Source organism: Salmonella sp. SAL04196 (genome assembly GCF_046550835.1).
GTDB lineage: Bacteria > Pseudomonadota > Gammaproteobacteria > Enterobacterales > Enterobacteriaceae > Salmonella > Salmonella enterica.
The window spans coordinates 319,596-343,768 of record NZ_JBGDXE010000005.1; the positions used below are offsets into that span (position 1 = coordinate 319,596).

At 50.1% G+C, this 24,173-nt stretch carries 20 protein-coding genes; 8 read left to right on the forward strand and 12 right to left on the reverse strand.

The annotated features are described in order from the left end of the window. Position 1: 1 nt before the first annotated feature. On the reverse strand, positions 2-1,141 hold the full coding sequence (gene arnB, locus ACLJPE_RS18390; RefSeq protein WP_023233015.1) for a UDP-4-amino-4-deoxy-L-arabinose aminotransferase: 1,140 nt from the start codon (positions 1,139-1,141) through the stop codon (positions 2-4). Between the two features lie 298 nt (positions 1,142-1,439). Here arnB and pmrG point away from each other — a divergent pair, with 298 nt between their 5' ends. Continuing rightward, on the forward strand, positions 1,440-2,045 hold the full coding sequence (pmrG, locus tag ACLJPE_RS18395) for a lipopolysaccharide core heptose(II)-phosphate phosphatase PmrG (protein ID WP_000879257.1): 606 nt from the start codon (positions 1,440-1,442) through the stop codon (positions 2,043-2,045). A gap of 44 nt (positions 2,046-2,089) precedes the next feature. On the opposite strand, the gene nudI is transcribed toward pmrG, so the two are convergent. Continuing rightward, on the reverse strand, positions 2,090-2,515 hold the full coding sequence (gene nudI, locus ACLJPE_RS18400) for a nucleoside triphosphatase NudI (RefSeq protein ID WP_023233014.1): 426 nt from the start codon (positions 2,513-2,515) through the stop codon (positions 2,090-2,092). 278 nt (positions 2,516-2,793) lie between these two features. Between nudI and ACLJPE_RS18405 the strand changes: the two genes are divergently transcribed. Then, the gene (locus tag ACLJPE_RS18405; RefSeq protein WP_001562414.1) at positions 2,794-3,336 is read left to right on the forward strand and encodes a YfaZ family outer membrane protein; all 543 of its coding nucleotides are present in this window, start codon (positions 2,794-2,796) and stop codon (positions 3,334-3,336) included. Positions 3,337-3,450: 114 nt separating this feature from the next. Further along, positions 3,451-4,647 carry a nicotinamide mononucleotide deamidase-related protein YfaY gene (locus ACLJPE_RS18410; RefSeq protein WP_023207568.1) on the forward strand — a complete coding sequence of 399 codons (1,197 nt, stop codon included), beginning with the start codon at positions 3,451-3,453 and terminating at the stop codon, positions 4,645-4,647. Positions 4,648-4,880: 233 nt separating this feature from the next. Here ACLJPE_RS18410 and sseL read toward each other — a convergent pair whose 3' ends face one another. The 4 genes from sseL to glpA form a co-directional block, all read right to left on the reverse strand. Continuing rightward, on the reverse strand, positions 4,881-5,903 hold the full coding sequence (gene sseL, locus ACLJPE_RS18415) for an SPI-2 type III secretion system effector deubiquitinase SseL (RefSeq protein WP_023233013.1): 1,023 nt from the start codon (positions 5,901-5,903) through the stop codon (positions 4,881-4,883). A gap of 425 nt (positions 5,904-6,328) precedes the next feature. After that, the gene (glpC, locus tag ACLJPE_RS18420; protein WP_001285726.1) at positions 6,329-7,519 is read right to left on the reverse strand and encodes an anaerobic glycerol-3-phosphate dehydrogenase subunit GlpC; all 1,191 of its coding nucleotides are present in this window, start codon (positions 7,517-7,519) and stop codon (positions 6,329-6,331) included. Further along, positions 7,516-8,775 carry a glycerol-3-phosphate dehydrogenase subunit GlpB gene (gene glpB / locus ACLJPE_RS18425; protein ID WP_000667156.1) on the reverse strand — a complete coding sequence of 420 codons (1,260 nt, stop codon included), beginning with the start codon at positions 8,773-8,775 and terminating at the stop codon, positions 7,516-7,518. The genes glpC and glpB overlap by 4 nt, the downstream gene beginning before the upstream one ends. Further along, the gene (gene glpA / locus ACLJPE_RS18430; protein WP_000857205.1) at positions 8,765-10,393 is read right to left on the reverse strand and encodes an anaerobic glycerol-3-phosphate dehydrogenase subunit A; all 1,629 of its coding nucleotides are present in this window, start codon (positions 10,391-10,393) and stop codon (positions 8,765-8,767) included. Before glpA ends, glpB begins: the two co-directional genes overlap by 11 nt. Before the next feature lie 272 nt (positions 10,394-10,665). On the opposite strand from glpA, the gene glpT reads away from it, so the two are divergent. Further along, positions 10,666-12,024: a glycerol-3-phosphate transporter gene (gene glpT / locus ACLJPE_RS18435; RefSeq protein ID WP_000948739.1), complete on the forward strand. Its 1,359-nt coding sequence runs from the start codon at positions 10,666-10,668 to the stop codon at positions 12,022-12,024. 4 nt (positions 12,025-12,028) lie between these two features. Then, on the forward strand, positions 12,029-13,099 hold the full coding sequence (gene glpQ / locus ACLJPE_RS18440; RefSeq protein WP_000858946.1) for a glycerophosphodiester phosphodiesterase: 1,071 nt from the start codon (positions 12,029-12,031) through the stop codon (positions 13,097-13,099). A gap of 115 nt (positions 13,100-13,214) precedes the next feature. Here the strand turns inward: glpQ and ACLJPE_RS18445 are convergent, their stop codons facing one another. Then, positions 13,215-14,093, reverse strand: coding sequence for a LysR family transcriptional regulator (locus tag ACLJPE_RS18445; RefSeq protein ID WP_023225813.1), 879 nt, complete (start codon positions 14,091-14,093; stop codon positions 13,215-13,217). Positions 14,094-14,253: 160 nt separating this feature from the next. On the opposite strand from ACLJPE_RS18445, the gene ACLJPE_RS18450 reads away from it, so the two are divergent. After that, positions 14,254-15,444 (forward strand): MFS transporter, encoded by a 1,191-nt coding sequence (locus tag ACLJPE_RS18450; protein WP_052893976.1) that lies wholly within the window; start codon positions 14,254-14,256, stop codon positions 15,442-15,444. Position 15,445: 1 nt separating this feature from the next. Here the strand turns inward: ACLJPE_RS18450 and yfaE are convergent, their stop codons facing one another. From yfaE to ACLJPE_RS18475, 5 genes are all read right to left on the reverse strand, one after another. Next, positions 15,446-15,700 (reverse strand): ferredoxin-like diferric-tyrosyl radical cofactor maintenance protein YfaE, encoded by a 255-nt coding sequence (gene yfaE / locus ACLJPE_RS18455; protein ID WP_000533921.1) that lies wholly within the window; start codon positions 15,698-15,700, stop codon positions 15,446-15,448. Next, positions 15,700-16,830: a class Ia ribonucleoside-diphosphate reductase subunit beta gene (gene nrdB / locus ACLJPE_RS18460; protein WP_000332026.1), complete on the reverse strand. Its 1,131-nt coding sequence runs from the start codon at positions 16,828-16,830 to the stop codon at positions 15,700-15,702. Before nrdB ends, yfaE begins: the two co-directional genes overlap by 1 nt. Positions 16,831-16,942: 112 nt before the next feature. Continuing rightward, entirely contained in the window at positions 16,943-19,228 is a 2,286-nt protein-coding gene (nrdA, locus tag ACLJPE_RS18465; RefSeq protein ID WP_001076491.1) for a class 1a ribonucleoside-diphosphate reductase subunit alpha, read from the reverse strand. A gap of 355 nt (positions 19,229-19,583) precedes the next feature. Further along, complete coding sequence (gene ubiG / locus ACLJPE_RS18470; RefSeq protein ID WP_001091009.1) at positions 19,584-20,312, reverse strand: bifunctional 2-polyprenyl-6-hydroxyphenol methylase/3-demethylubiquinol 3-O-methyltransferase UbiG; 729 nt, start codon at positions 20,310-20,312, stop codon at positions 19,584-19,586. An 82-nt stretch (positions 20,313-20,394) separates the two neighbouring features. Continuing rightward, entirely contained in the window at positions 20,395-21,279 is an 885-nt protein-coding gene (locus tag ACLJPE_RS18475; RefSeq protein ID WP_000944714.1) for a GntR family transcriptional regulator, read from the reverse strand. 49 nt (positions 21,280-21,328) lie between these two features. On the opposite strand from ACLJPE_RS18475, the gene ACLJPE_RS18480 reads away from it, so the two are divergent. Together ACLJPE_RS18480 and ACLJPE_RS18485 are read left to right on the forward strand one after the other, a co-directional pair. Further along, positions 21,329-22,654 (forward strand): MFS transporter, encoded by a 1,326-nt coding sequence (locus tag ACLJPE_RS18480; protein ID WP_000098078.1) that lies wholly within the window; start codon positions 21,329-21,331, stop codon positions 22,652-22,654. A gap of 14 nt (positions 22,655-22,668) precedes the next feature. Continuing rightward, positions 22,669-23,871 carry a mandelate racemase/muconate lactonizing enzyme family protein gene (locus ACLJPE_RS18485; RefSeq protein ID WP_031601994.1) on the forward strand — a complete coding sequence of 401 codons (1,203 nt, stop codon included), beginning with the start codon at positions 22,669-22,671 and terminating at the stop codon, positions 23,869-23,871. The last annotated feature ends 302 nt before the right edge of the window (positions 23,872-24,173 follow it).

Below are 24,173 nucleotides of genomic sequence, written 5' to 3' on the forward strand. Positions count from 1 at the left end.
CTTATTGTCCTGCTATCTGATGAAGGGCGGTAATGACCCGATCAAAGTCACTCTCGGTCATGTCCGGGAAGAGCGGCAGTGAGCAGATCCGCTCGCTGTTCCACTCGGTGTCAGGCAGCGTGAGCGTTGGGAAACGTTCGCGATAATATTTTTGCGTATGCGCGGCGCGGAAATGCAGCCCTGTGCCGATGCCTTTCGCTTTCAGCGATGCCATCAGAGCATCCCGGGTAATACCGCAGCGAGCTTCATCGACCCGGATAATGAATAAATGCCAGGCGTGAATATGCTCCCACGACGGAAGGCTCAGAGGCTGAAAAGGCAGGTCTGCCATTGCCTGGTGGTACTGCGCTGCGATGGCGGCGCGGCGAGCGTTAAGCGCATCCAGTTTCTGTAACTGGGCAAGCGCGATAGCGGCGTTGAGGTCGGGCAAATTATATTTGTAGCCCGGCGCCAGGACTTCCGCTTGTGGCGCGCGTCCTCCGCTCTGTCGATCCCAGGCATCAACGCCAAGCCCGTGAAACTTGAGACTGCGCAGTTTATTGGCGAATTGCGGGTTATCCGTGACGACGATACCGCCTTCAGCGCAGGTAATGTTCTTAATGGCGTGGAAGGAGAAAATCGCGGTGCCCCGGGCGCCAATGTGGCGACCTTTGTAGCTGGTTCCTGTCGCGTGCGCCGCGTCTTCAATCACCGGAATGCCATAACGCTCGCCAAGAGCGTAAATAGCGTCCAGATCGGCGGGCGCGCCAGCGTAGTGGACGGGGATAATTGCTTTGGTTTGTGGCGTAATCGCGGCTTCAATATGTTCAGGCGTGACCATCAGCGTATCGCGATCGACATCGACCATGACGGGGTTCGCGCCGAGTAAAACGATCATATTTAGCGTAGAAACCCACGTCATTGACGGTGTAATGACCTCGTCGCCTTCACCAATGCCCTGCGCCATCAACGCGATGTGCATACCGGCAGTGGCTGAACTGACGGCAACGGCATATTGATTGCCTGTTAGCCGACAAAACTCCGCTTCCAGTTCCTGATTTTTCGGGCCGGTTGTTATCCAACCTGAGTCCAGTACGGTCTTAACGGCAGCGAGCTCTTCCGCGCCCATCGCCGGACGAGAGAAAGGCAAAAAGTCCGACATCATTTTTCCTTCAGCCATTGAAAGCCGCTTTTCAAATATTTCGGGAATAGAAAAGGGCTTATTTTTTAACGCATTTAACTGAACCCTACTGGATGAATATTAAATTAACATTAAGAAATTAAGGTGAAGTAAAAAGATAATTTTTAACGGAATTATGCTTTGCTTTCGCCGAAAGTTTAAGGCATTTTATGCATGCCCAAAAGCTGTTTTTATGTTTCTGGCCTGGTCTTCCGTTGCGGAATTTCATTTTAATCGTATTGCTATTAAGTTAGCTGCACTGTCTGCCTGAGAGGTTAATGTGCTGGCATTTACCCTACGCTTTATTAAAAACAAACGCTATCTCGCGACTCTGGCGGGGGCGTTGGTTATTATCGCCGGGTTGACCTCACAACATGCCTGGAGTGGTAACGGTCTACCGCAGATTAACGGTAAAGCGCTGGCGGCGCTGGCGAAACAGCATCCGGTAGTCGTGTTATTCCGCCATGCCGAGCGGTGCGATCGTTCCGATAATACCTGCCTGTCAGACAGCACGGGGATTACGGTCAACGGTGCGCAAGACGCCAGAGCGCTGGGTAAAGCCTTTAGTGCCGATATACAAAATTACAATCTCTATTCCAGTAATACGGTGCGCACCATCCAGTCGGCAACCTGGTTTTCTGCGGGCAGGTCGCTTACGGTGGATAAAAAAATGATGGATTGCGGCAGCGGTATTTATGCTTCAATCAATACGTTGCTGAAAAAGTCGCAGAATAAAAATATAGTCATTTTTACCCATAATCATTGTTTGACGTATATTGCAAAAAATAAGCGCGGCGTAAAGTTTGATCCGGACTATCTTGATGCGCTCGTTATGCATGCGGAAAACGGAAAACTCTTTTTAGATGGTGAATTTGTTCCCGGCTAGCCGTATGTTAAAAGCGTAAAGACAGCCTGAAGCGGCTGTCGTCATTATAATAACCCTTTCAATGCTAATGTGTAGCGTGTCGCTACATTCAAATCATACAGCGCCAGTTCTTCTGGCTTGACCCAGGCGTAGTCCTGAAATTCGTCGTTAATACATATATCGCGATTAGCGGAAACACAGTCGAAGATGAGATAAATCATATAAATCTCTTCTTGTCTGCCATCAGCGTAGGTTTTAACACGGATATCGTCGCGGAAGGTCCATGGCGTAATATCGCTCAGAATCAGTTGTTCGCCGAGTTCTTCCCGAACCTCCCGACGCAGCGCCTCTTCAATGCGTTCGCCCGGCTCGACCCCGCCGCCCGACAGCGCCCACTGACCGGGAAAGACGCCGCGGTTGTCGGCCATTTTGCACAGCAGATAACAGCCATCATTTTGAATTAATGGGCAAACTATAGTTCGTTGACGCATAAGTCGCTTCCTTAAACCACCAGGACATCAGCTTAACAAATCATTCTGCGAAATTCTTTGTGAAAAATGGAAGCGATAACGCAGACTGCGTTTTTGGTTAATTTTGTTGATGCAGGCGTCGCCATGTGATGGCGCAATGATGCGTCATGGCGAAAGTAGTATTTCGTTACAATATGTTTTTGGAATGGTTTCTTAGTGCATTGATTCCTCAGCGTCTGGCAGTACAATTCTGCCGTTTTGGGGAGTTTTTCTTTATGTGCTTGCTGGAAAGGGTAAAAATGAAAAAAAGCATATTATTAGGTTTTGCCGGAATGCTGTTCGTTTCTGCATCGGCGCAGGCTATCAGTATTAGCGGCCAGGCGGGCGAAGATTACACCAACATTGGCGTGGGTTTTGGTACGGAATCGACGGGACTGGCGCTAAGCGGTAACTGGATGCACAACGATGATGATGGCGATGCTGCGGGCGTGGGCCTGGGGCTGAACATTCCGGTGGGACCGCTGCTGGCGACGGTCGGCGGTAAAGGTATTTATACCAATCCGAAAGACAGTGATGAAGGCTATGCGGCGGCTGTCGGCGGTGGGTTACAATGGAAAATCGGCGACAGCTTCCGTCTGTTCGGCGAGTATTATTATTCACCAGATTCGCTGTCCAGCGGTATCGAAAGTTATGAAGAAGCGAATGCAGGCGCGCGTTTCACCATTATGCGCCCGCTGAGCATTGAAGCCGGTTATCGTTACCTGAACCTGGCGGGTAAAGACGGCAACCGCGATAATGCGATTGCTGACGGCCCTTATGTTGGCGTAAACGCCAGCTTTTGATGCTAACGGCGCGGCAATCGTCGCGCCATATTCCTCCTTTTCCCGTCATTCTTCTTTCCACGTCATATTCGTCTTTGCGTTATAGTGTTTTCATCATAAGAGCAGGAGAACACAATGCTAAATGTGGAAATGCTATCCACCGGGGATGAGGTGTTGCACGGACAAATCGTTGACACCAATGCCGCCTGGCTGGCTGATTTTTTCTTTCATCAGGGCGTTCCGTTATCACGGCGAAATACGGTAGGCGATAATCTGGACAGTCTGGTCGCTATCTTGCGTGAACGCAGTCAACATGCTGATGTTTTGATTGTTAATGGCGGGTTAGGGCCGACCAGCGATGATTTAAGCGCGCTCGCCGCGGCAACGGCAAAAGGCGAAGGATTAGTACTGCACCAGGCGTGGCTGACCGAAATGGAACGTTATTTTCAGCAGCGCGGTCGTGTGATGGCGCCGAGCAACCGTAAACAGGCGGAACTGCCTGCCAGCGCGGAGTTTATTAATAATCCGGTCGGCACTGCCTGTGGATTTGCGCTACAGCTCAACCGCTGCCTGATGTTTTTCACCCCCGGCGTACCGTCTGAATTTAAGGTTATGGTGGAGAAGGAAATCTTACCGCGGTTACGCGCGCGTTTTTCGCTGCCGGAGCCGCCGCTTTGCCTGCGGTTAACGACTTTTGGACGTTCAGAAAGCGACCTGGCGCAGCGTCTCGACGCACTGCCGTTGCCGCCCGGCGTGACGATGGGGTATCGCTCATCAATGCCTATCATTGAACTGAAGTTGACCGGCCCGGCGACGCAACGGGAGGCGATGCTGGCGTTATGGCCAGAGGTCAAACGGGTTGCCGGGCAGAACCTGATTTTTGAAGGTACGGAAAACCTGCCGGCGCAAATAGCCCGCCGCCTGCAGGAAAGGCAGTTGAGTCTGACGTTGAGCGAGCAATACACCAGCGGCTTACTGGCGCTACAGCTTTCCCGCGCCGGGGCGCCGGTTCTTGCCAGCGAAGTCGTTCCCTCTCAGGAAGAGACGCTGGCGCAAACGGCGCACTGGACGACAGAACGGCGCAGCAATCATTATGCCGGTCTGGCGCTGGCCGTGTCGGGGCTGGAAAACGAACATCTTAATTTCGCGCTGGCGACGCCGGATGGCACGTATGCCTTACGCGTGCGTTTTAGCGCCAATCGGTATAGTCTGGCAATACGTCAGGAGGTCTGTGCGATGATGGCGCTAAATATGCTGCGCCGCTGGCTTAATGGCGAGGACATTACCAGCGAGCATGGCTGGATAGACGTGGTTGAATCATTGACGGCATAGAACTTTTAGTGGGAAGGCCTGGCCTTCCCACTCTTATATACTTATAAATTTTTCGCAGAGCATCATTTCAGAATAAGAGCCTATCCCACCAGGCGTAATTGTTAAAGCCAGTTTGGGGCCGGCCAGCGCGCAGAAACCGGAGCGTACACGTAGTACGTGAGGATTTTGAGCACTGCCCGGTCCCAAAATGGCGAATAAAATAGCCTAATGGGATAGGCTCTAAGTACTCACCATTACTGGAGACTGTATTCATATATTTGTCGCCGGGTTTGGGTGTTAAATAGTGTTTGTTCCTCTACTGAAAGCGTTAAGAAATTTTCCGCAAATTCTCGTAGTGTGGTAACAGGATCGTTTTGTCCGGCATTCGATAAGAGTTGAATTGTATGGTAACAAAATAGACCACAGCCGTTGGGTACATTGTTCTGTAAATTCATTTCAATAAAATTAACCTCATCGCTTTCTGATATGCCTGCAATTTTTGCTGCTTCTATAATCTCTTGCTTAGTATTTTCATTTAAATCATAATAAGTATTAAATATAAGGCATTTTATTTTTTCTGCAAGTTTATAAAATAAACAGAGAAGCCAGTGATCTCCTGTATTTACCAGGAAGACTTCATTGTGAGATAATCCTGATTGAGCAATCTTTTCAAGTAGCTGAGTGCTTAATATATTTTCTTTGGTGGTAGGATGAATCAGCCCAATAGGATAGTTTACCGAGAGAAAAGGTGATTCTTGAACCAGACCTTGCGTTGCAGCTGCTAGCTCATCTGACGACATCATTCGCGCACCACACCAAAGGTTTTCAACTCCCACCTGTTCTTGATCTGTCTGAGCGAACTGGTCGCCCATAATTTTATGTGCTATTTCTATTTTTTTAGAAAGGTCGGTTGTCGCGGAACCGGCCATATAAAGTAATCTGGAAGGGGCATGTAGCTTTTTCCACTCAGTATTATTTTTTGTTATATCGTTATTGGCGATTTGATGTAATACAAGGCAAGCCTGATTGATTTTTTTGTCTATATCTGGAGATCCCGATCTTTTTCCGCTAAAGAGATCAAAAAGTAATTTCTCAACTTTATGTCCCAGGTCATCGTTGCGTAACGCAAGATTGCATAACAGATCAATACAATTCTGATTACCATTCTCTACTTCGCCAATCAACAACGCAAGCGTCTCATCGCTCACCTCTTCTGCATATAAACTGTGAAATTGCGGTGTGCTCAATCGGTAAAGTGAATTTACACATATATTCATTTTGCTCTGTTTCCTGGTAGGTGAAAGTAGCGAATATGATGTAATTTATAATTATTTGTAAAAATATTATTGTTAGTGGGGGATATATTAAATCAGGCATAGACCTGATTTTATTATTATTCACATAACATTCAATTATTATTGGGATATTCAGTTATCCCCCCTATTTAAAGGGGGCTGGTAACGCGTCGATACAAGAGATATTGCTCTATAAACAGTAACGTCGTTATCTGTCATGCCACCGTGGGTTAGCGGTCATGGTTAACCAAATAGGGCAGGTTATTGCAAAGAGACATCCGCGTTTATACCCAAAATAATCCGTAGCCAACACATAAGCAACTTGAAGTATGAAGGGTATATGTCTGATGGAAAATCGGCCCTGGTGAGTAGGGTAATGGCGCCGGAGGGGCTCCGGCGCTTTTTACTTAGCCGAGCGCCTGGGCCAGTAGCGTAATGGGGTGTTCGCAGCGTTTGCTTGTAGACATCTCAATTTGCCACTTACAGGTTTCACAATCGGTGACGACAATGTCGGCGCCGCTCTCTTCAATCTGGCGGAACAGCGGCGCGCCGATGGACTGTGATGTCGGATAGTTTTCCTTTTTAAATCCATACGTACCGGCAATGCCGCAGCACTGTGAATCAAGTACCGTCAATTCAAGCCCCGGAATTTGCCGCAATAGTTCAAGCGTGTAAAGCGTCCAGCCCATTTTTTCCATATGACACGGCGTATGGTAGACCACTTTCAGCGGCAAAGGATTAAGCGGCAGCGTTTTCCCGGCATCCAGTTTGCGCCATAGCCAGCGGGTGGCCAACTCGATATGTTCGCGCAGCCCGGCGTTGTCCACGTCCAGCACTTCAGGATATTCATCGCGCAACGCAAACGTACAGGTGGATGACGTGGCGATGACCGGAATACCTTTGACGGCAATCGCCTCGCGTAGCGACTCCACATTGCTGATAGCCTGCTTGCGAGCTTTATCCGTAAAACCGTTAGCGATCAGCGGTACGCCGCAACACTTCTCTTTACTCAGTAGCTGTACGCCGGTACCCATTGCGTTCAGCACCTTAATCAGATCTTTTCCGAGCTGCGGATGGTTGTAATTCACAAAACAGCCATGGAAAAAGGCGACCTGATCTTTGTATTTAGCCTGCTGCGCCGCCACGCTACGATACCAGCGGCGGAAGGTGCCGAAAGAGTATTTTGGTAAGGTGCGGCGATGATCGATTTTGAGCGCGTAATCAAGCAACTGGCGCACTGGCTTTAATGCGGTGGCGGTATTGACCACCGGCGCGAACGGCGTTGAAACGCTGCCCATCAGATCGGTATGGCTGAGAATAAAGTTACGCAATGACGGGCGCGTCGTATCGTATTTCGCGCGGGCGCGCTGGATGATATCGCCAATCTTCACGTCCGACGGACAGGCGACCTCACACCGTTTGCAGTTAATGCAATATTTCAGCGCCTCGTCATACAGGGCGCCGTCTTTCAGACGCAGGCGTTCGCCATCCGGTCCGGCCTGTTTAGGGCCAGGGTAGCCTGGATTAACGCGGCTGACCGGGCACGCGGTGGTGCACACCGTACATTTAATACAACTTTCAAAACGTGTGTCGCTCATTGCTGTTCTCCTGCTCGCTCAGCGATATGGTGCGCGGCCTGGAGGGCGCTGACTGCGCAGACGCCGCCGCCGCATCCCTCAGCTATAGGATCGAATCCCGCCAGCACAGAACCTATTGCATACAGATTTTCTACCGTATTGCCCGCAAGGGAGGGGCGGAAAGCGTCATCCGTCACGACGCCAAACTGCTGCCAGGGCTGTGGGTCGAAGAAATGTTGTTGATACCATTCGGCGCGGGTGGCCGTTTGCTGTACGTCGAGCCCTAAAATAGGTTCGCGGATCCCTTCGCGCTCGGCAACCAGACCGCTACTAAAGAAGCTACCGCTGGCAAGTACGGCAAAACGCGGGCGCAGTGGGATATCGGCATGGTTGCGGGTCCATATTTCGCTCACGGTACCGCGACGGCAGGTGACTTTCTTCACTTCATCGCCCGGCATCCAGATGCCGCCCTGACGGACAAACTGGCGCTGGAGCTGATTGTGCAGACGAATACCGAGCACCGATGGCGGCAGCGTCGGCAGCAGCGTGAGCGCGCAGGGCAGACGTTCGTTAAGCCAGCGCCACAGCGTATCGTTCGCCAGCCCGAAACAGGCGGGCATGATGATCATGTCGCAGTTTGTCGCTATTGGCGACAGCGCGTCGTACAGCAGCGGCCATTTTTCTTCGTTATCAAGCAGACGCGCAATATTGACCGCGCGAAATTCCGTCGGGTTATCACGCAGTACGTCCAGTTCCGGAAGGTCGATTTCTGCGGTTTCCACGTTGAGATCGCGTTGACGCAGCGACGCTGCCGCAAGGTGCGCCTGGAAATCCAGTAATCCGCTAACGCCGACGACGCAAATTCGCTGTGCGGATAACGGCCAGACCGGTACTTCCGGCGAGCTAAGCCAGGTTGAACGCAATGTGCCAAGCGGCGTGACACGCTGGTGCGCCTGCTGTACGTCGCCGTATAACTGCGCGCCGCTGGCGTTAAGTAGCGTTTGCGCCTGTTGCGCCAGCGTAAGGACTTTTTGCGCGCCCAAACGTGAATAAGGATGTTCAGGTGCCTGGCGGCGCAGCGCATCAAGCCCGGCGGTAATGTCGGTCACCGATTGGCCGTCGGGCAGGGCGCTGAGTAGATCCAGCGAGCCGGAGGAAAAATGCAGTGCGCTTTGTCCGCGGGTGACGATGGCGCAGCGTAATCCATGCTGCTGGAGTTGCAGTCCGCACAGCAAACCGGCGAGACCGCCGCCCATAATAACCGTATCAAATTTCATCCTGGTGCTCCTTCTCCAGACCGCATAATCCCTGATAAACCCAGCGCGTGAATTCGCTTTCGCGCAGCGCGTCTCCCCAGGCGACAGGTTGTACGCCTTTCCAGCGCTCATTCAGAAATTCAGAGAGTTGCGTAATAGATTGCGCCGCGGTCGTCACATTAAAACGCTGCAATAGCCCGGCCGCGCGGCAGGCGCACAGCTCGCCCTGGCAAGTGCCCATCCCTACGCGGGTGCGACGACGCAGATCCAGCAGGCTATTCACGGTTAAGTTTTCGACGGCATACTGCACTTCTCCCGCCGTGACGGCCTCGCATTCACAGACCAGGCTACGGTGTTGGCGGCCTTCGCTCAGCCACCCCGGCGTGCGATCGCCATGCCGATAAACCGCCGATCCGCGTAGCGGCGCGGGAAGCGAGATAATGCGTTTCAGCGTATGTTCCGTAGACTCTTTTGAGCCAGGCAACGGCGTATCCGCCGTGATGCAGGGGCGAGTATTGCCCAACTTGCGGCACACGGCGTCGGTCGCCCATTCCGCCATCAGGCGGTAAGTCATTAGCTTCCCGCCGGTAATGGTAATGAAGCCATCAAGCCCGTCGCGTTCGGCGTGGTCGAACAACACAATACCGCGGCTGACGTTACGACCGCTGGGATCGTCATCGCTGGCCACCAGCGGGCGGACGCCGGAATACGCGCGCAGAATACGCGTCTTCGCCATGACAGGGGCCAGTTTTTCCCCTTCACGCAGCAGGATATCGACTTCATCTGCGGTGACGCGGTTGCTGTCTATCTCATTGTAATCAATATGGGTAGAGGTAGTGCCGATCAGTGAAATTGTATCGCCAGGTACCAGAATGTCGGCATCCGATGGTTTCCGGCAGCGGTTAATGACATGCTGGTTGATCCGATGGTCCATGATCAACAGCGAGCCTTTCGCCGGGAACATGCGAATACTCAGGTCGGCGTATTCGGCGATCCGTTGCCCCCAGATACCAGCCGCATTGACCACCACCGGCGCGTGAAGCGTCTGGGTTTCGCCAGTGAGATGGTTGCGCACATGGACGCCGCAGACCGTTGCGCCTTCACGAATGAGCCCGGTCACTTCATGCGCCGTTAACACGATTGCGCCATGTTCTCTGGCATCCAGCATATTGGCGGCGGTAAGGCGGAAAGGGTCCACGGTGCCATCCGGCACTTTTACCGCACCGATGAGCGCAGGGTTAACGGAAGGTTCGATGATGCGAGCCTGCTGCGGATCGATGGCTTCAGCGCGAATGCCCGCCGCTTCACAGGCGCGAATAAAGGTGGCCTGAAACGCAAGATCATCTTCCGGTAACGTAATAAACAGACCATCCGTCGGTTCGACGCAATGGCGGGCGATCCGTTTTAAAATCTGGTTTTCACTAATGCACTCGCGCGCGGATTCCGCATCGGTAACCGCATAACGAGCGCCGCTGTGCAGCAGCCCGTGGTTACGCCCGGTTGCGCCGGTCGCTATATCATGCCGCTCCACCAGAATGACACGTAAACCGCGCAGCGCGCAGTCGCGGGCGATCCCTGCGCCTGTTGCTCCACCGCCAATGATAATCACGTCACTTGCTTGCGAGTCGCGAGTTTTCATTGTTTTTCCTCACAGTTCGTTTTTTATCATTTAGCCATACAAATCATATGGAATGTTTGATTTCGCGCATAATCGCTCACTATTCGAAAATGAAACGTGATTTCGTGCGCCTTTCTGAACATTAGTCATAAAACTGTAACAATATGTGCTGTAATTCACATTAACGTGACGTATCTTTACTTAACATCGCGGCCACACTGGGAGCAGCGGGGTTGTTTGAACAAACTGCGGTGTTTACCTCTAAATAAAATACGGGCCACGGAGGCTACAATATGTTGAGTATTTTTAAACCAGCGCCGCATAAAGCGCGCTTGCCAGCGGCGGAGATTGATCCGACCTATCGCCGATTACGCTGGCAGATTTTCCTGGGGATATTCTTTGGCTATGCCGCGTATTATCTGGTGCGCAAGAACTTTGCCCTCGCGATGCCCTACCTGGTAGAACAGGGTTTTTCACGCGGCGATCTGGGCTTTGCGCTGTCCGGGATTTCCATCGCTTATGGTTTTTCGAAATTTATAATGGGTTCGGTGTCCGATCGCTCGAATCCGCGCGTTTTTCTGCCGGCAGGGTTGATTCTGGCCGCAGCAGTCATGTTGTTTATGGGCTTTGTACCGTGGGCGACATCCAGCATCGCCGTGATGTTTGTACTGTTGTTCCTTTGCGGCTGGTTCCAGGGGATGGGGTGGCCGCCGTGCGGACGTACGATGGTTCACTGGTGGTCGCAGAAAGAACGCGGCGGCATTGTGTCGGTCTGGAACTGCGCGCATAACGTCGGCGGCGGGATCCCGCCACTGCTATTCCTGCTGGGGATGGCGTGGTTTAACGACTGGAAAGCGGCGCTCTATATGCCAGCCTTTGGCGCGATTGTGGTGGCGCTGTTCGCTTTCGCAATGATGCGCGATACGCCGCAATCCTGCGGTCTGCCGCCTATCGAAGAGTATAAAAACGACTATCCGGACGACTACAACGAAAAAGCGGAAGAAGAGCTGACTGCGAAGCAGATCTTCATGCAGTACGTACTGCCAAACAAACTGTTGTGGTACATCGCTATCGCCAACGTGTTTGTTTATCTGCTGCGCTACGGCATCCTCGACTGGTCGCCGACCTACCTGAAAGAAGTGAAGCATTTCGCACTGGATAAATCCTCCTGGGCCTACTTCCTGTATGAATACGCGGGTATTCCGGGCACGCTGCTGTGTGGATGGATGTCGGATAAAGTCTTCCGCGGCAACCGCGGTGCGACCGGCGTGTTCTTTATGACCCTGGTGACTATCGCGACCATCGTTTACTGGATGAACCCGGCAGGAAACCCGAACGTTGATATGGCTTGTATGATTATCATCGGCTTCCTGATCTACGGCCCGGTAATGTTGATCGGTCTGCACGCGCTGGAACTGGCGCCGAAAAAAGCGGCGGGTACGGCGGCGGGCTTTACCGGTCTGTTTGGTTACCTGGGCGGTTCTGTCGCTGCAAGTGCCATTGTGGGTTATACCGTTGACTTCTTCGGTTGGGATGGCGGCTTTATGGTGATGATTGGCGGCAGCATTCTGGCGGTAATCCTGCTGGTGGTCGTGATGATTGGTGAAAAACGCCATCATGATGAGCTGCAGTTAAAACGCAACGGAGGCTAATAACATGAAAACCACACTGAAAAACCTTAGCGTGGCGTTGATGTTGGCAGGAATGGCCATCGGAAGCGGCGCCGTGGCGGCTGAAAAAGTCGTTATCGCCCACCGTGGCGCCAGCGGTTATCTGCCGGAGCATACGCTACCAGCGAAAGCGATGGCGTATGCGCAAGGGGCAGATTATCTGGAACAGGATTTAGTGATGACAAAGGACGACCATCTGGTCGTCCTCCATGACCACTACCTTGACCGGGTGACTGACGTCGCTGACCGTTTTCCGGACCGGGCGCGTAAAGATGGGCGCTATTACGCTATCGATTTTACGCTGGATGAAATTAAATCCCTGAAGTTTACCGAAGGGTTTGATATTGAAAACGGCAAAAAAGTACAAACTTATCCGGGCCGTTTCCCGATGGGAAAATCTGATTTCCGCATTCATACCTTTGAAGAGGAAATTGAATTCGTTCAGGGATTAAATCACTCTACCGGTAAAAATATCGGTATTTATCCGGAAATTAAAGCGCCGTGGTTCCATCATCAGGAAGGGAAAGATATTGCCGCGAAAACGCTGGAAGTGCTGAAGAAGTATGGTTACACCGGCAAGCAGGACAATGTCTATTTGCAGTGTTTTGATGTCGCTGAGCTGAAACGTATTAAGAATGAACTGGAACCCAAAATGGGGATGGATCTCAATCTGGTTCAACTTATTGCGTATACCGACTGGAATGAAACACAGCAGAAACAGCCGGACGGTCGTTGGGTAAATTACAACTACGACTGGATGTTTAAGCCGGGCGCTATGAAGCAGGTGGCGGAATATGCGGACGGTATTGGTCCGGATTACCATATGCTGGTCGCGGAAGGCTCAACGAAAGGGAATATCAAGCTGACTGGAATGGTGCAAGACGCACATCAGAATAAGATGGTAGTGCATCCTTACACTGTGCGTGCCGATCAATTGCCGGACTATGCCACAGACGTTAATCAGTTGTACGACATCCTGTATAACAAGGCGGGCGTCGACGGGCTGTTCACTGACTTCCCGGATAAGGCGGTCATGTTCCTGCAAAAAAATGACTAAAGGTTTGCCATAGTAGAAGTGACGCGCCGGATGAGGGCATAAACGCCTCATCCGGCCTGGCGCAACGTTTGCCAGCGTAAGTCTGGTAAACGCAATGCCATCAGGCGGGGTTGTTTTATAGCAACCCCTCATCGGTCAGTGTTTCCATACATTTTTGTAATAAAAATAGCGGACTTCCTTCTACCGGCGGTTCTTTTGCTAACAGGGAAATTTGTCGATAAAAGGTGGGTTCCAGCGCCACGGAGCATAATTTTCCTGTCGTGGCTTTTAAGGTTAATTCTGGCAATAAGGCGATACCTAATCCCTGGCGAATAAAATTCAGCGCAGTATCGGGATGGTTAAATTCATATTTAAATATCGGCTCAATACCCTTTTCTTTAAACAACGCCATAATGCTTAATTCATAACGACCTTTACTGACAATAAGGGGTTCGTCCATCAGTTCTTCAACCGTTACTGTACTATTGGCCGCCAGGGGATGATTTTCAGGCACCACTACGGTGAATTTATCCCGGTAAATGGGGACGCAATACATACCGTTGACCGGAAAAGGAACGAAACCGGCATCAATACTTCCGTCCTGCAGCGAATCAATAATAGCCGTACTATTCTCTTCATAGGGGATAATTTTTACATTTGGATGATGGCTTTCAAAATAGCGAATGACGCCGGGTAAAATGCAGGCGCAGGCGCTGGGAAAACAGCCAATCCGTAGCGTACGGGCCGGGTTCTTTTTTTCTTGTTCGGCAATCTCTTTTACCGCGTTGACGTCGCGCTGGATCGCGCGTAAGTGCCTGACGATGCGGCTACCGGCGGCGGTAAGCTCAATCTCTTTACGACGCTCACGAATCAATATGTCAACGCCGAGCTCCTCCTCAAGCGCGGAGATGGCCTGGCTGACGGCGGATTGCGTCATGTATAGCCGTTTGCTGGCTTCGGTAAATCCGCCGCACTCCAGTACGGCAAGCAGGGCGTGGATTTGGGTTAGCGTCATTAGTAAAACCTAATCAATATAATTAAAACGATTAATTTTTCTAATAGAGTGCACTTGTTTATACTGTGATTCTATCGAATACATCACATTTGACGCACCTGATAGGTGTTCAGTTGAGCTGAGCGTTGCCTGCGTGCGCCATCTGAACGGGTCGTTAAGAATGAAAGAAAAATTATGGACGAAGGATTTTTGGGCAATCACCATAGTCAGTTTTATTATCTTTTTTGTTTTTTATGTACTGCTAACTTTATTACCCATTTATATCGCTGACCGCCTGCATGCTTCTGCAGATAAGGCCGGGCTGTTAGTGACATGTTTCCTGGCCGCGGCAATTGTTATTCGGCCATTTGCCGGACAATGGGTGGGAAAATATTCGAATAAAAAGATTCTGGTGCTCTCTTCTCTGGCTTTTTTGGTGATTACCGCGCTGTATCCGGTTTGCCATTCTATCGAGTCGCTGCTCTTTATCCGCGTACTTCATGGGATTACGTTTGGTGTTATTACCACGGTAAAAGGAACTATTTCAGCGCGGTTAATTCCGGCCTCCCGACGTGGAGAGGGCACCAGCTTTTTCTCTTTAGCGATGGGCCTGGCGATGGTCGTAGGACCGTGGATCGGTTTGAATATGGCCCGCTGGAACGCGTTCACTGCCGCATTCTGGCTTTGTTCCGCTGTAGCGGCGTTAGGGATTGTGCTTTCCCTGATTGTGACGGTCCCTCCGGTAATTCGTCATGCCGATGGTTCGAAGCCGAATCTGGGTTTTGCCGCGATGTTTGACCGCGCCGCCTTGCCTTTTGCGCTGGTCACCTTTTTTATGACTTTCTCCTATGCCGGCGTATCGGCTTTCCTGGCGCTGTATGCGCGTGAGCTGGATTTAATGGCGGCGGCCAGTAATTTCCTGCTGTGCTACGCGATTTTCCTGATGATATGCCGTACCTTCACCGGGAATATTTGTGATAAAAAAGGGCCGAAATATGTTGTTTTCCCATGCCTGTTGGCTTTTACCATCGGTCTGGTGGCGCTGGGCTACACCAATGGCAGCATCATGATGATTATTTCCGGCGGTCTCATCGGTATCGGCTACGGTTCGGTCACGCCGGTTTTCCAGACGCAAATTATCAGCTCGGTTGAACCGCATAAAATCGGCGTGGCGAATTCACTGTTCTTTAACGCGATGGACGCCGGAATGGCGATTGGCGCCTTTATCATGGGAATGATGGTTGAGTCGGTTGGCTATCGTATGATTTATGTTGCTGGCGCGGTGCTGGTGGTACTCGCTGGCGCACTGTATGCCGTGCAGATGAAAAAACGTGGCGTGATGCCTTTGGTTTCCACCAGCGAGTTGCACTGAGTTACATCTCGATTTCGATATCGCCTTTTGCCCTGCAGCAGCAGGGCAAAATCTCTCCCGGCTGGATAAACGCTAAAGGTTCCGTAATCCAGTCAACCTGACCGGCAACCAGCCGGGTTCGACAGGAGCCGCAATAACCTTCGCGGCACTGATACTCCACCTCAACGTTATGCGATTCCAGCGCGGCCAGCAGAGAAGGGTGTTCATCCTGGCACAGCAGCTGTGTGCCAGTGATACGCAGCGTGACGCGTCCCATCAGAGCTGGAAATTACTCAGATCGTCGGTATCGACTTCCGAATCGATTTGTCCGACCAGATAAGAGCTAACTTCCACTTCCTGTGGCGCGACCTGAACGTTATCGGACACCAGCCAGGTATTGATCCACGGGATTGGGTTGGAGCGGGTCTGGAACGGCAGATCCAGCCCTACTGCCTGCATACGAATATTAGTAATATATTCAACGTATTGACACAGGATATCTTTATTCAGGCCGATCATCGAACCGTCGCGGAACAGATAGTCCGCCCACTCTTTTTCCTGCTGCGCCGCCTGCACGAACAGGTCATAACATTCCTGTTTACACTCTTCGGCGATTTCCGCCATCTCCGGGTCGTCCACGCCGCTACGCAACAGGTTCAGCATATGTTGCGTGCCGGTCAGATGCAGAGCTTCGTCACGGGCGATCAGACGGATAATTTTGGCGTTGCCTTCCATCAGTTCACGCTCGGCAAATGCGAAAGAGCAGGCGAAGCTGACGTAGAAGCGGATGGCTTCCAGCGCGTTCACGCTCATCAGGCACAGATACAGTTTTTTCTTCAGCTCACGCAGATTTACGACAACCGTTTTGCCATTAACGGTATGGGTGCCTTCACCGAGCAGATGCCAGTAACTGGTCATCTCAATAAGTTCGTCGTAGTAGGCGGAGATCCCTTCGGCGCGCTTCTGAATTTGCTCATTGGTCACGATATCGTCAAACACGACCGCCGGATCGTTGACGATGTTACGAATAATGTGGGTGTAGGATCGTGAGTGAATCGTCTCAGAAAACGCCCAGGTCTCTACCCACGTCTCCAGCTCCGGGATGGAAATGAGCGGCAGCAGGGCGACGTTCGGGCTACGTCCCTGAATGGAATCCAGCAGCGTCTGGTATTTGAGGTTGCTGATGAAGATATGTTTTTCGTGCTCCGGCAACGCCTGATAATCGATACGATCGCGGGAGACGTCGACCTCTTCCGGACGCCAGAAGAAAGAGAGCTGTTTTTCGATCAGTTTTTCGAAGATGTCATATTTCTGCTGGTCATAGCGTGCAACGTTGACCGGCTGGCCAAAGAACATGGGTTCCTTGAGCTGATCGTTTTTCGTCTGTGAAAAAGTGGTGTATGCCATTGAAGTGAATCCTTTATGGGATGAGCGCCGGATGGCGGCGCAAGCGCCTTATCCGGCCTACAAACCGTACAATCGTAGGCCGGGTAAGCATAGCGCTACCCGGCACTATTCATCAGATCTTACAAGCGCCGCTTTCGCAGCCATCGTCCTGAATAGAAGGCGCCAAATCGTCCTGCGCATCTTCCGCGCCGTCGCGGGTATTTTGATAGTACAGAGTTTTCACGCCAAACTTATACGCGGTGAGCAAATCTTTCAGCAGTTGCTGCATCGGCACTTTTCCTGACGGGAAACGTGACGGATCGTAGTTGGTATTGGCGGAAATCGACTGATCGATAAACTTCTGCATGATACCCACCAGTTGCAGATAACCGTCGTTGTTCGGCATCTCCCACAACAGTTCGTAAGCGTCTTTTAGATGCTCATAATCCGGCACGACCTGACGCAAAATACCGTCTTTCGAGGCCTTGATGCTGACGTAGCCGCGCGGCGGCTCAATGCCGTTAGTGGCGTTGGAGATCTGGGACGACGTTTCCGACGGCATTAGCGCCGATAGCGTGGAGTTACGCAGACCGTGGGTTTTGATCGATTCACGCAGCTGTTCCCAGTCGTAGTGCAGCGGTTCGTTGACGATCGCATCCAGATCTTTTTTGTAGGTGTCGATCGGCAGAATGCCTTTTGCATAGGTGGTTTCGTTGAACCATGGGCAGGCGCCTTGCTCTTTCGCCAGTTCGTTGGACGCTTTAAGCAGATAGTATTGAATGGCTTCAAAGGTTTTATGCGTCAGATTATTGGCGCTGCCGTCGGAATAACGCTTACCGTTTTTCGCCAGCCAGTAGGCGAAGTTAATCACGCCAATGCCCAGCGTACGACGGCCCATTGCGCCGCGTTTGGCAGCCGGAATCGGGTAATCCTGATAATCGAGCAGAGCATCCAAAGCGCGTACTGCCAGAATAGCCAGTTCTTCCAGCTCGTCCAGAGTTTTAATGGCGCCCAGGTTGAATGCAGACAGCGTACACAACGCAATTTCGCCGTTTTCATCGTTGACATCGTGCAGCGGTTTGGTCGGCAGGGCAATCTCCAGACACAGGTTAGACTGGCGTACCGGGGCGACAACCGGATCGAACGGACTGTGAGTATTGCAGTGGTCAACGTTCTGGATATAGATACGACCGGTAGAGGCGCGTTCCTGCATCATCAGCGAGAACAGTTCGACCGCTTTCACACGCTGTTTGCGGATGCTGTCGTCGTTTTCATATTTCACGTACAGGCGTTCGAATTCGTCCTGGTCGGCGAAGAACGCATCATACAGCCCCGGCACGTCGGACGGACTGAACAGCGTAATGTCGCCGCCCTTCAGCAGGCGGGTATACATCAGTTTGTTGATCTGTACGCCGTAATCCATGTGACGTACGCGGTTGCCTTCCACGCCACGGTTGTTTTTCAGTACCAGCAGGCTTTCCACTTCCAGGTGCCACATCGGATAGAACAGTGTCGCCGCGCCGCCGCGCACGCCGCCCTGCGAGCAGGATTTCACCGCCGTCTGGAAGTGCTTGTAGAACGGAATACAGCCGGTGTGGAACGCTTCGCCGCCGCGAATCGGGCTGCCCAGCGCACGAATGCGGCCAGCGTTGATGCCGATACCGGCGCGCTGAGAAACGTATTTCACGATAGCGCTGGAGGTGGCGTTGATGGAATCCAGACTGTCGCCACACTCGATCAGTACGCAGGAGCTGAACTGACGGGTCGGGGTACGCACACCGGACATGATGGGCGTCGGCAGCGAGATTTTGAACGTAGAGACCGCATCGTAAAAACGTTTTACATAGTCAAGACGCGTTTCACGCGGGTAGTTCGAGAACAGGCAGGCCGCTACCAGAATGTAGAGGAACTGTGCGCTTTCATAGATTTCGCCGGTCACGCGGTTTTGCACCAGATATTTCCCTTCCAGCTGCTTAACGGCAGCGTAGGAGAAGGTCATATCGCGATCGTGAACGATAAACGAATCCATCTGCTTGAACTCTTCTTCCGTGTAGTCTTCCAGCAGATGATTGTCGTATTTGCCAAGCTCAACCATTTTTACCACATGGTGGTAAAGTGCGGGCGGCTCAAACTGGCCGAAGGCTTTCTTACGCAGGTGGAAAATCGCCAGACGCGCAGCCAGGTATTGATAATCCGGCGCATCGCGAGAGATCAGGTCTGCGGCGGCCTTAATGATAGTTTCATGGATATCGGAGGTCTTAATCCCATCATAAAACTGAATATGCGAGCGTAGCTCGACCTGAGAAACCGATACGTTATTCAGTCCTTCTGCCGCCCAATCAAGCACGCGATGAATTTTGTCGAGATTGATGCGCTCAGTACGGCCGTCACGCTTTGTCACCAGCAGACTCTGATTCATGTGGTTTTCTACCTGTTTACCTGTCCGTGAAAGAAAAATATCCCCCCGCTTATCCACAACGTCACGTTGTGACTAACTCTGTGGATAAATACTATATATAGGGGGTGATCGATAAGTGAAACGCTATATGGTGAGTATTCTAGTAGGGATTCTTTTGAGTACAAGAGTTGATTTTGGCGTTAAATTGCGGTTGTAAAAGCGTAAGAATCGCTAAATGCGCGTCTGATAAGGCCTGGAGAGGATGTCAACAATTCATAAAAAAAAATCAAAATTTGATCGAATGCTGATTTCTTCATCGAAGAGAAAGGTTGCGCCCGATGATCTAACGCAACCCTTATAGGAAAATTCTTTGATGTCAGGCTTTTTTAGCGCGGGTATGCAACATGTAGTTAACGTCTACTCCGGGACCGAGTTTGAAAGTATTGGTTATCGGGTTGTAGTGCAGCCCGGTGATATGTTGCTCTTTCAGGACGGTTTCATCTACCCAGCTTAACAGTTCAGCAGGCTTAATGAATTTCTTCACGTCGTGCGTGCCTTTTGGCACCATGCGCAGAATATACTCAGCGCCGACGACTGCCATCAGCCAGGATTTCCCATTGCGGTTCAACGTTGAGAAGAACACCTCACCGCCGGGTTTAACCAGTTGGGCGCAGGCGTGGACGACCGATTGCGGATCGGGAACGTGCTCCAGCATTTCCATACAGGTGACGACGTCGTATTGCTGAGCGTGTTTTGCCGCATGTTCCTCAACCGTCTCCTGCACGTACTCTACCTCGATGCCGCTTTCCAGCGCATGCAGTTTGGCGACCTGCAAAGGCTCAAAGCCCATATCCAGCCCGGTGACGGTTGCGCCTTCACGCGCCATGCTCTCCGCCAGAATACCGCCGCCGCAGCCGACGTCGAGTACCTTTTTACCAAACAGGCCGCCTGAGCGCTCAGTAATGTAGCCAAGGCGTAGAGGGTTGATGCGATGCAATGGCTTGAATTCGCCCTCCAGATCCCACCAGCGCGACGCGACGGCTTCGAATTTGGCGATTTCATTATGGTCAACGTTGTGAGCTACCGACGGTTTTTCAGTGTTCATGAGTACATGAGATTCCGCTATTGATCTATCGGGGCAGTATAGCAGGTGCAAAGTCGCTGCGTTATATCTACTGCCGTCTTTATTACGCTTTCAGCGCAAGAAGTTTTCTTGCGCGTTCTGTAAAACCGCTACCGATGTGGTGCGTGATAAAATTACAGACGCCCTCGACGTTGTTGTTTTTTAACATATCCAAAATAGTGGCATGTCCCCGGTTAGAGCTGGTGATATATTCAGCGGTAAAATCCAGTCTGTAGCGAATTGCCAATAAACGTGCTGAGATCAACAGGTGTGCTTGCGAAATGTATTTATTATCGGCATATTTCACAAAAACATAATGAAAATCATGATCCAGTTTGAGGTAAGCTTGCGTATCTCGCTCTGCATTAATTTTTGCTGACTTCGATAAAATATTGCTTAATTCGACTATGACATTGTTAGCATTTTTCTCCATCGCTTCACGAATTGCGCCCTGTTCAAGGATAACTCTCATTTTGATGAGATCATTGATATCCTCGTCGGTGACAGAAAAAACAAATGTCCCACTGCGGGGAATGATGTTGACCAGGTTTTCATTATAGCTCAGCCAAATAAAAGCTTCACGAATTGGTGTTTTACTTACCATCAGAATATTTGATAGTTCATTTTCACTGATCGCTTGCCCAAGATCGAAATCGCCATGGATAATCATCTCCCTTATTTTCTCTTTAATCACCTGGGTGATGGATTTGGGTATTTCAATTGATATGTGACTAAAGTCACGCTTTAATCTATTTTTCATTTTCTTCTCCTCCATGGTTAAACCCGGCTCCATTGTAATTAATTTATTCAAAATTAACGGATCTAATATATCAGATATAAGAAAATTTACATACTTTATTGTTGTTATTGTATATTTCATTAAGTTTGCTTGCTGATATATTAGATATGACACATTAGCTTTTGAATTGTATTGTTTTTTACGTAACATCGATTCCGGTCAATACCCTTATTCATTGAATCATAAAAGGTGATGCAAAATGAGTAGTCCACAAGAAAATTTATACGATGCAATTCGTATTGTAAAAAGGAAAATCATTCCTTTGGCCTTTATTCTTTACTTTTTTAACTATATGGATCGTGTCAATATTGGGTTTGCTGCATTACGCATGAATGAATCTCTTGGTATTACGCCTGAGGATTTCGCTAATATTTCTTCTATATTCTTCATATCATATTTAATCTTTCAAATTCCGAGTAGCATTGGCTTGCAAAAGCTTGGCGCAAGAAAATGGATTAGTTCCATTATTATCGGCTGGGGAGCGGTAACTGGGCTGATTTTTTTTGCTAAAGATACTCAACATATTTTGCTGGCTCGCATTTTTTTGGGGGTATTTGAAGCTGGCTTTTTCCCGGGCATGGTTTATTATCTTGCATGCTGGTTCCCGGCTCGTGAACGCGGAAAAGTCAATAGTTTCTTCATGTTATCTATTGCTGTTGCATCGGTATTGGCTGCACCGATGTCTGGTTGGATCATCGAGCATTTGAATACCCCGGATTATGAAGGCTGGCGCTGGCTTTTTGCTATTGAAGGTATCCCAACCGTATTCCTTGGCATCCTGACATTTTATTTACTGCCTGACAGTCCAGAAAAGGCTAAATGGCTTACGCCACAGCAGATATCGGCCTTAGTTAATAAATTACGCACTGACAATGAAACCGCAGCTGCATTAAATAAAAATACCAACTCATCCTTTCTTTCCGTAATCAAAAATCCAGTTTTGCTTCAGCTTTCTTTCGCCTACATGTTGATTCAGGCGGCTGCTCTGGCGGCAAACTACTGGTTGCCGGGGTTGGTGAAGGGATTTTCAGCTGATTTTACGGATACTGACGTTGGTTTAATCATGAGTATTCCGTTTATTTTCGCTATGTTCAGCATGCCCTGGTGGGGCTGGCATTCCGATAAAAAGAATGAACGAAAATGGCATGCTGCATTACCCATGTTTCTGGCGGGCTGTGGTTTTCTGATGATTGCTCTTGTCCCCTCAATGTCGTTGAGAATGCTGGGGCTAACGTTCTATGGTGTTGGGATCCTCAGCTATTACGGACCTTACTGGGCGCTGCCTTCTGCATTATTGTCGCCGTCAGGGTTGGCTATCAGCATTGCGTTTATTAACTCATGTTCAAGTCTTGGCGGATTCCTGATTAATAAATCACTGGGATTCGTTTCTACTCATTATGGTGCGACAGGAATATTTATTGTAGAGGCAATACTTTGCTTCGCTGCGGTAGCCGTTCTGGCGTTAATGAAAATTGATGTGAAAAAAGAAAAAAGCCAACAAACAAATGTTGTATCACGAACCTGAAAAATGGAGAAATTATGAAAATTACGTCTATTGAAGTTTTTGACTGTGAATTAAAAAAAAGAGATCAAACGATGTCCTCCTATAATCCAGTACTTATTCGGGTGAATACCGACTCAGGATTAAGTGGTATTGGCGAAGTAGGACTGGCCTATGGCGCAGGCGCTAAAGCTGGCGTAGGGATCATCAGAGATCTGGCGCCATTGATTGTGGGTGAAGATCCATTAAATATCGAAAAAATTTGGGAGTTCTTTTTCAGAAAGACTTTTTGGGGGATGGGGGGCGGAAACGTTTTTTATGCCGGAATGAGCGCTATTGATATTGCACTTTGGGATATCAAAGGTAAATATTTAGGTGTACCTGTTTATCAGCTCCTTGGTGGGAAAACTAATGAAAAATTAAGAACCTATGCTAGTCAGTTACAATTTGGCTGGGGGGATAAACGCCAGATATTAGTGACACCTGATGAATATGCTGAGGCGGCGCGTGCGGCTCTTGACGATGGATATGATGCGATTAAAGTGGATCCACTCGAAATCGATCGTAATGGCGATGACTGTGTTTTTCAGAATAAAAATCGTAACTATTCAGGATTGTTACTGGCCGATCAATTAAAAATGGGGGAAGCGCGAATTGCCGCTATGCGTGAAGCAATGGGGGATGATGCTGATATTATCGTGGAAATCCATTCTCTTCTCGGTACAAACTCAGCTATTCAATTTGCGAAGGCGATAGAAAAGTATCGTATCTTTCTTTATGAAGAACCGATTCATCCATTAAATTCTGATAATATGCAGAAAGTTTCCCGTTCAACAACGATTCCAATCGCCACTGGCGAGCGTTCCTACACAAGATGGGGATACAGGGAATTACTGGAGAAGCAGTCTATTGCCGTAGCACAACCTGATTTGTGTCTCTGCGGCGGAATTACCGAAGGAAAGAAAATCTGTGACTATGCTAATATTTATGACACCACTGTACAGGTGCATGTTTGCGGCGGTCCTGTTTCCACGGTAGCCGCGCTGCATATGGAAACAGCAATTCCCAACTTTATTATTCATGAGCATCATACTAATGCGATGAAAGCATCTATTCGGGAACTTTGTACCCACGATTATCAGCCGGAAAATGGCTATTATGTCGCGCCGGAACAGCCCGGATTGGGTCAGGAATTAAACGATCAGGTAGTGAAAGAATACCTGGCCTATGTGATTAAATAGCATCTGGTGATACTGATTATGGTTTATGCCTCCCGGCATATCCCCTAAATAATTCGAGTTGCAGGATAAAATGGTTAACCGTCTTGAACAGCGCTTGCGCTAACCCCGACGGGGCGAGGCCCAGGGATGGGCCGAGTAACTTGCCGCCAACGCACATGAAACTTGAAGTATGACGGGTATACGCGGGAGGTATTGATTTTCCAGCCTCTTCCTGGCCAGGCCCCGATCTCCCCTGTGTCGCCTCTGAAGCCGATCGCCGATAAACGCCGAGACCACGCTTATAAATGAAGAGAGCATGCGGC

Coding starts and splice junctions, on each gene's coding strand:
- arnB (WP_023233015.1), bottom strand. CDS start 1,141: ATGTCGGACTTTTTGCCTTTCTCTCGTCCGGCGATGGGCGCGGAAGAG.
- nudI (WP_023233014.1), bottom strand. CDS start 2,515: ATGCGTCAACGAACTATAGTTTGCCCATTAATTCAAAATGATGGCTGT.
- ACLJPE_RS18405 (WP_001562414.1), top strand. CDS start 2,794: ATGAAAAAAAGCATATTATTAGGTTTTGCCGGAATGCTGTTCGTTTCT.
- ACLJPE_RS18410 (WP_023207568.1), top strand. CDS start 3,451: ATGCTAAATGTGGAAATGCTATCCACCGGGGATGAGGTGTTGCACGGA.
- sseL (WP_023233013.1), bottom strand. CDS start 5,903: ATGAATATATGTGTAAATTCACTTTACCGATTGAGCACACCGCAATTT.
- glpC (WP_001285726.1), bottom strand. CDS start 7,519: ATGAGCGACACACGTTTTGAAAGTTGTATTAAATGTACGGTGTGCACC.
- glpB (WP_000667156.1), bottom strand. CDS start 8,775: ATGAAATTTGATACGGTTATTATGGGCGGCGGTCTCGCCGGTTTGCTG.
- glpA (WP_000857205.1), bottom strand. CDS start 10,393: ATGAAAACTCGCGACTCGCAAGCAAGTGACGTGATTATCATTGGCGGT.
- glpT (WP_000948739.1), top strand. CDS start 10,666: ATGTTGAGTATTTTTAAACCAGCGCCGCATAAAGCGCGCTTGCCAGCG.
- glpQ (WP_000858946.1), top strand. CDS start 12,029: ATGAAAACCACACTGAAAAACCTTAGCGTGGCGTTGATGTTGGCAGGA.
- ACLJPE_RS18445 (WP_023225813.1), bottom strand. CDS start 14,093: ATGACGCTAACCCAAATCCACGCCCTGCTTGCCGTACTGGAGTGCGGC.
- ACLJPE_RS18450 (WP_052893976.1), top strand. CDS start 14,254: ATGAAAGAAAAATTATGGACGAAGGATTTTTGGGCAATCACCATAGTC.
- yfaE (WP_000533921.1), bottom strand. CDS start 15,700: ATGGGACGCGTCACGCTGCGTATCACTGGCACACAGCTGCTGTGCCAG.
- nrdB (WP_000332026.1), bottom strand. CDS start 16,830: ATGGCATACACCACTTTTTCACAGACGAAAAACGATCAGCTCAAGGAA.
- nrdA (WP_001076491.1), bottom strand. CDS start 19,228: ATGAATCAGAGTCTGCTGGTGACAAAGCGTGACGGCCGTACTGAGCGC.
- ubiG (WP_001091009.1), bottom strand. CDS start 20,312: ATGAACACTGAAAAACCGTCGGTAGCTCACAACGTTGACCATAATGAA.
- ACLJPE_RS18475 (WP_000944714.1), bottom strand. CDS start 21,279: ATGTTACGTAAAAAACAATACAATTCAAAAGCTAATGTGTCATATCTA.
- ACLJPE_RS18480 (WP_000098078.1), top strand. CDS start 21,329: ATGAGTAGTCCACAAGAAAATTTATACGATGCAATTCGTATTGTAAAA.
- ACLJPE_RS18485 (WP_031601994.1), top strand. CDS start 22,669: ATGAAAATTACGTCTATTGAAGTTTTTGACTGTGAATTAAAAAAAAGA.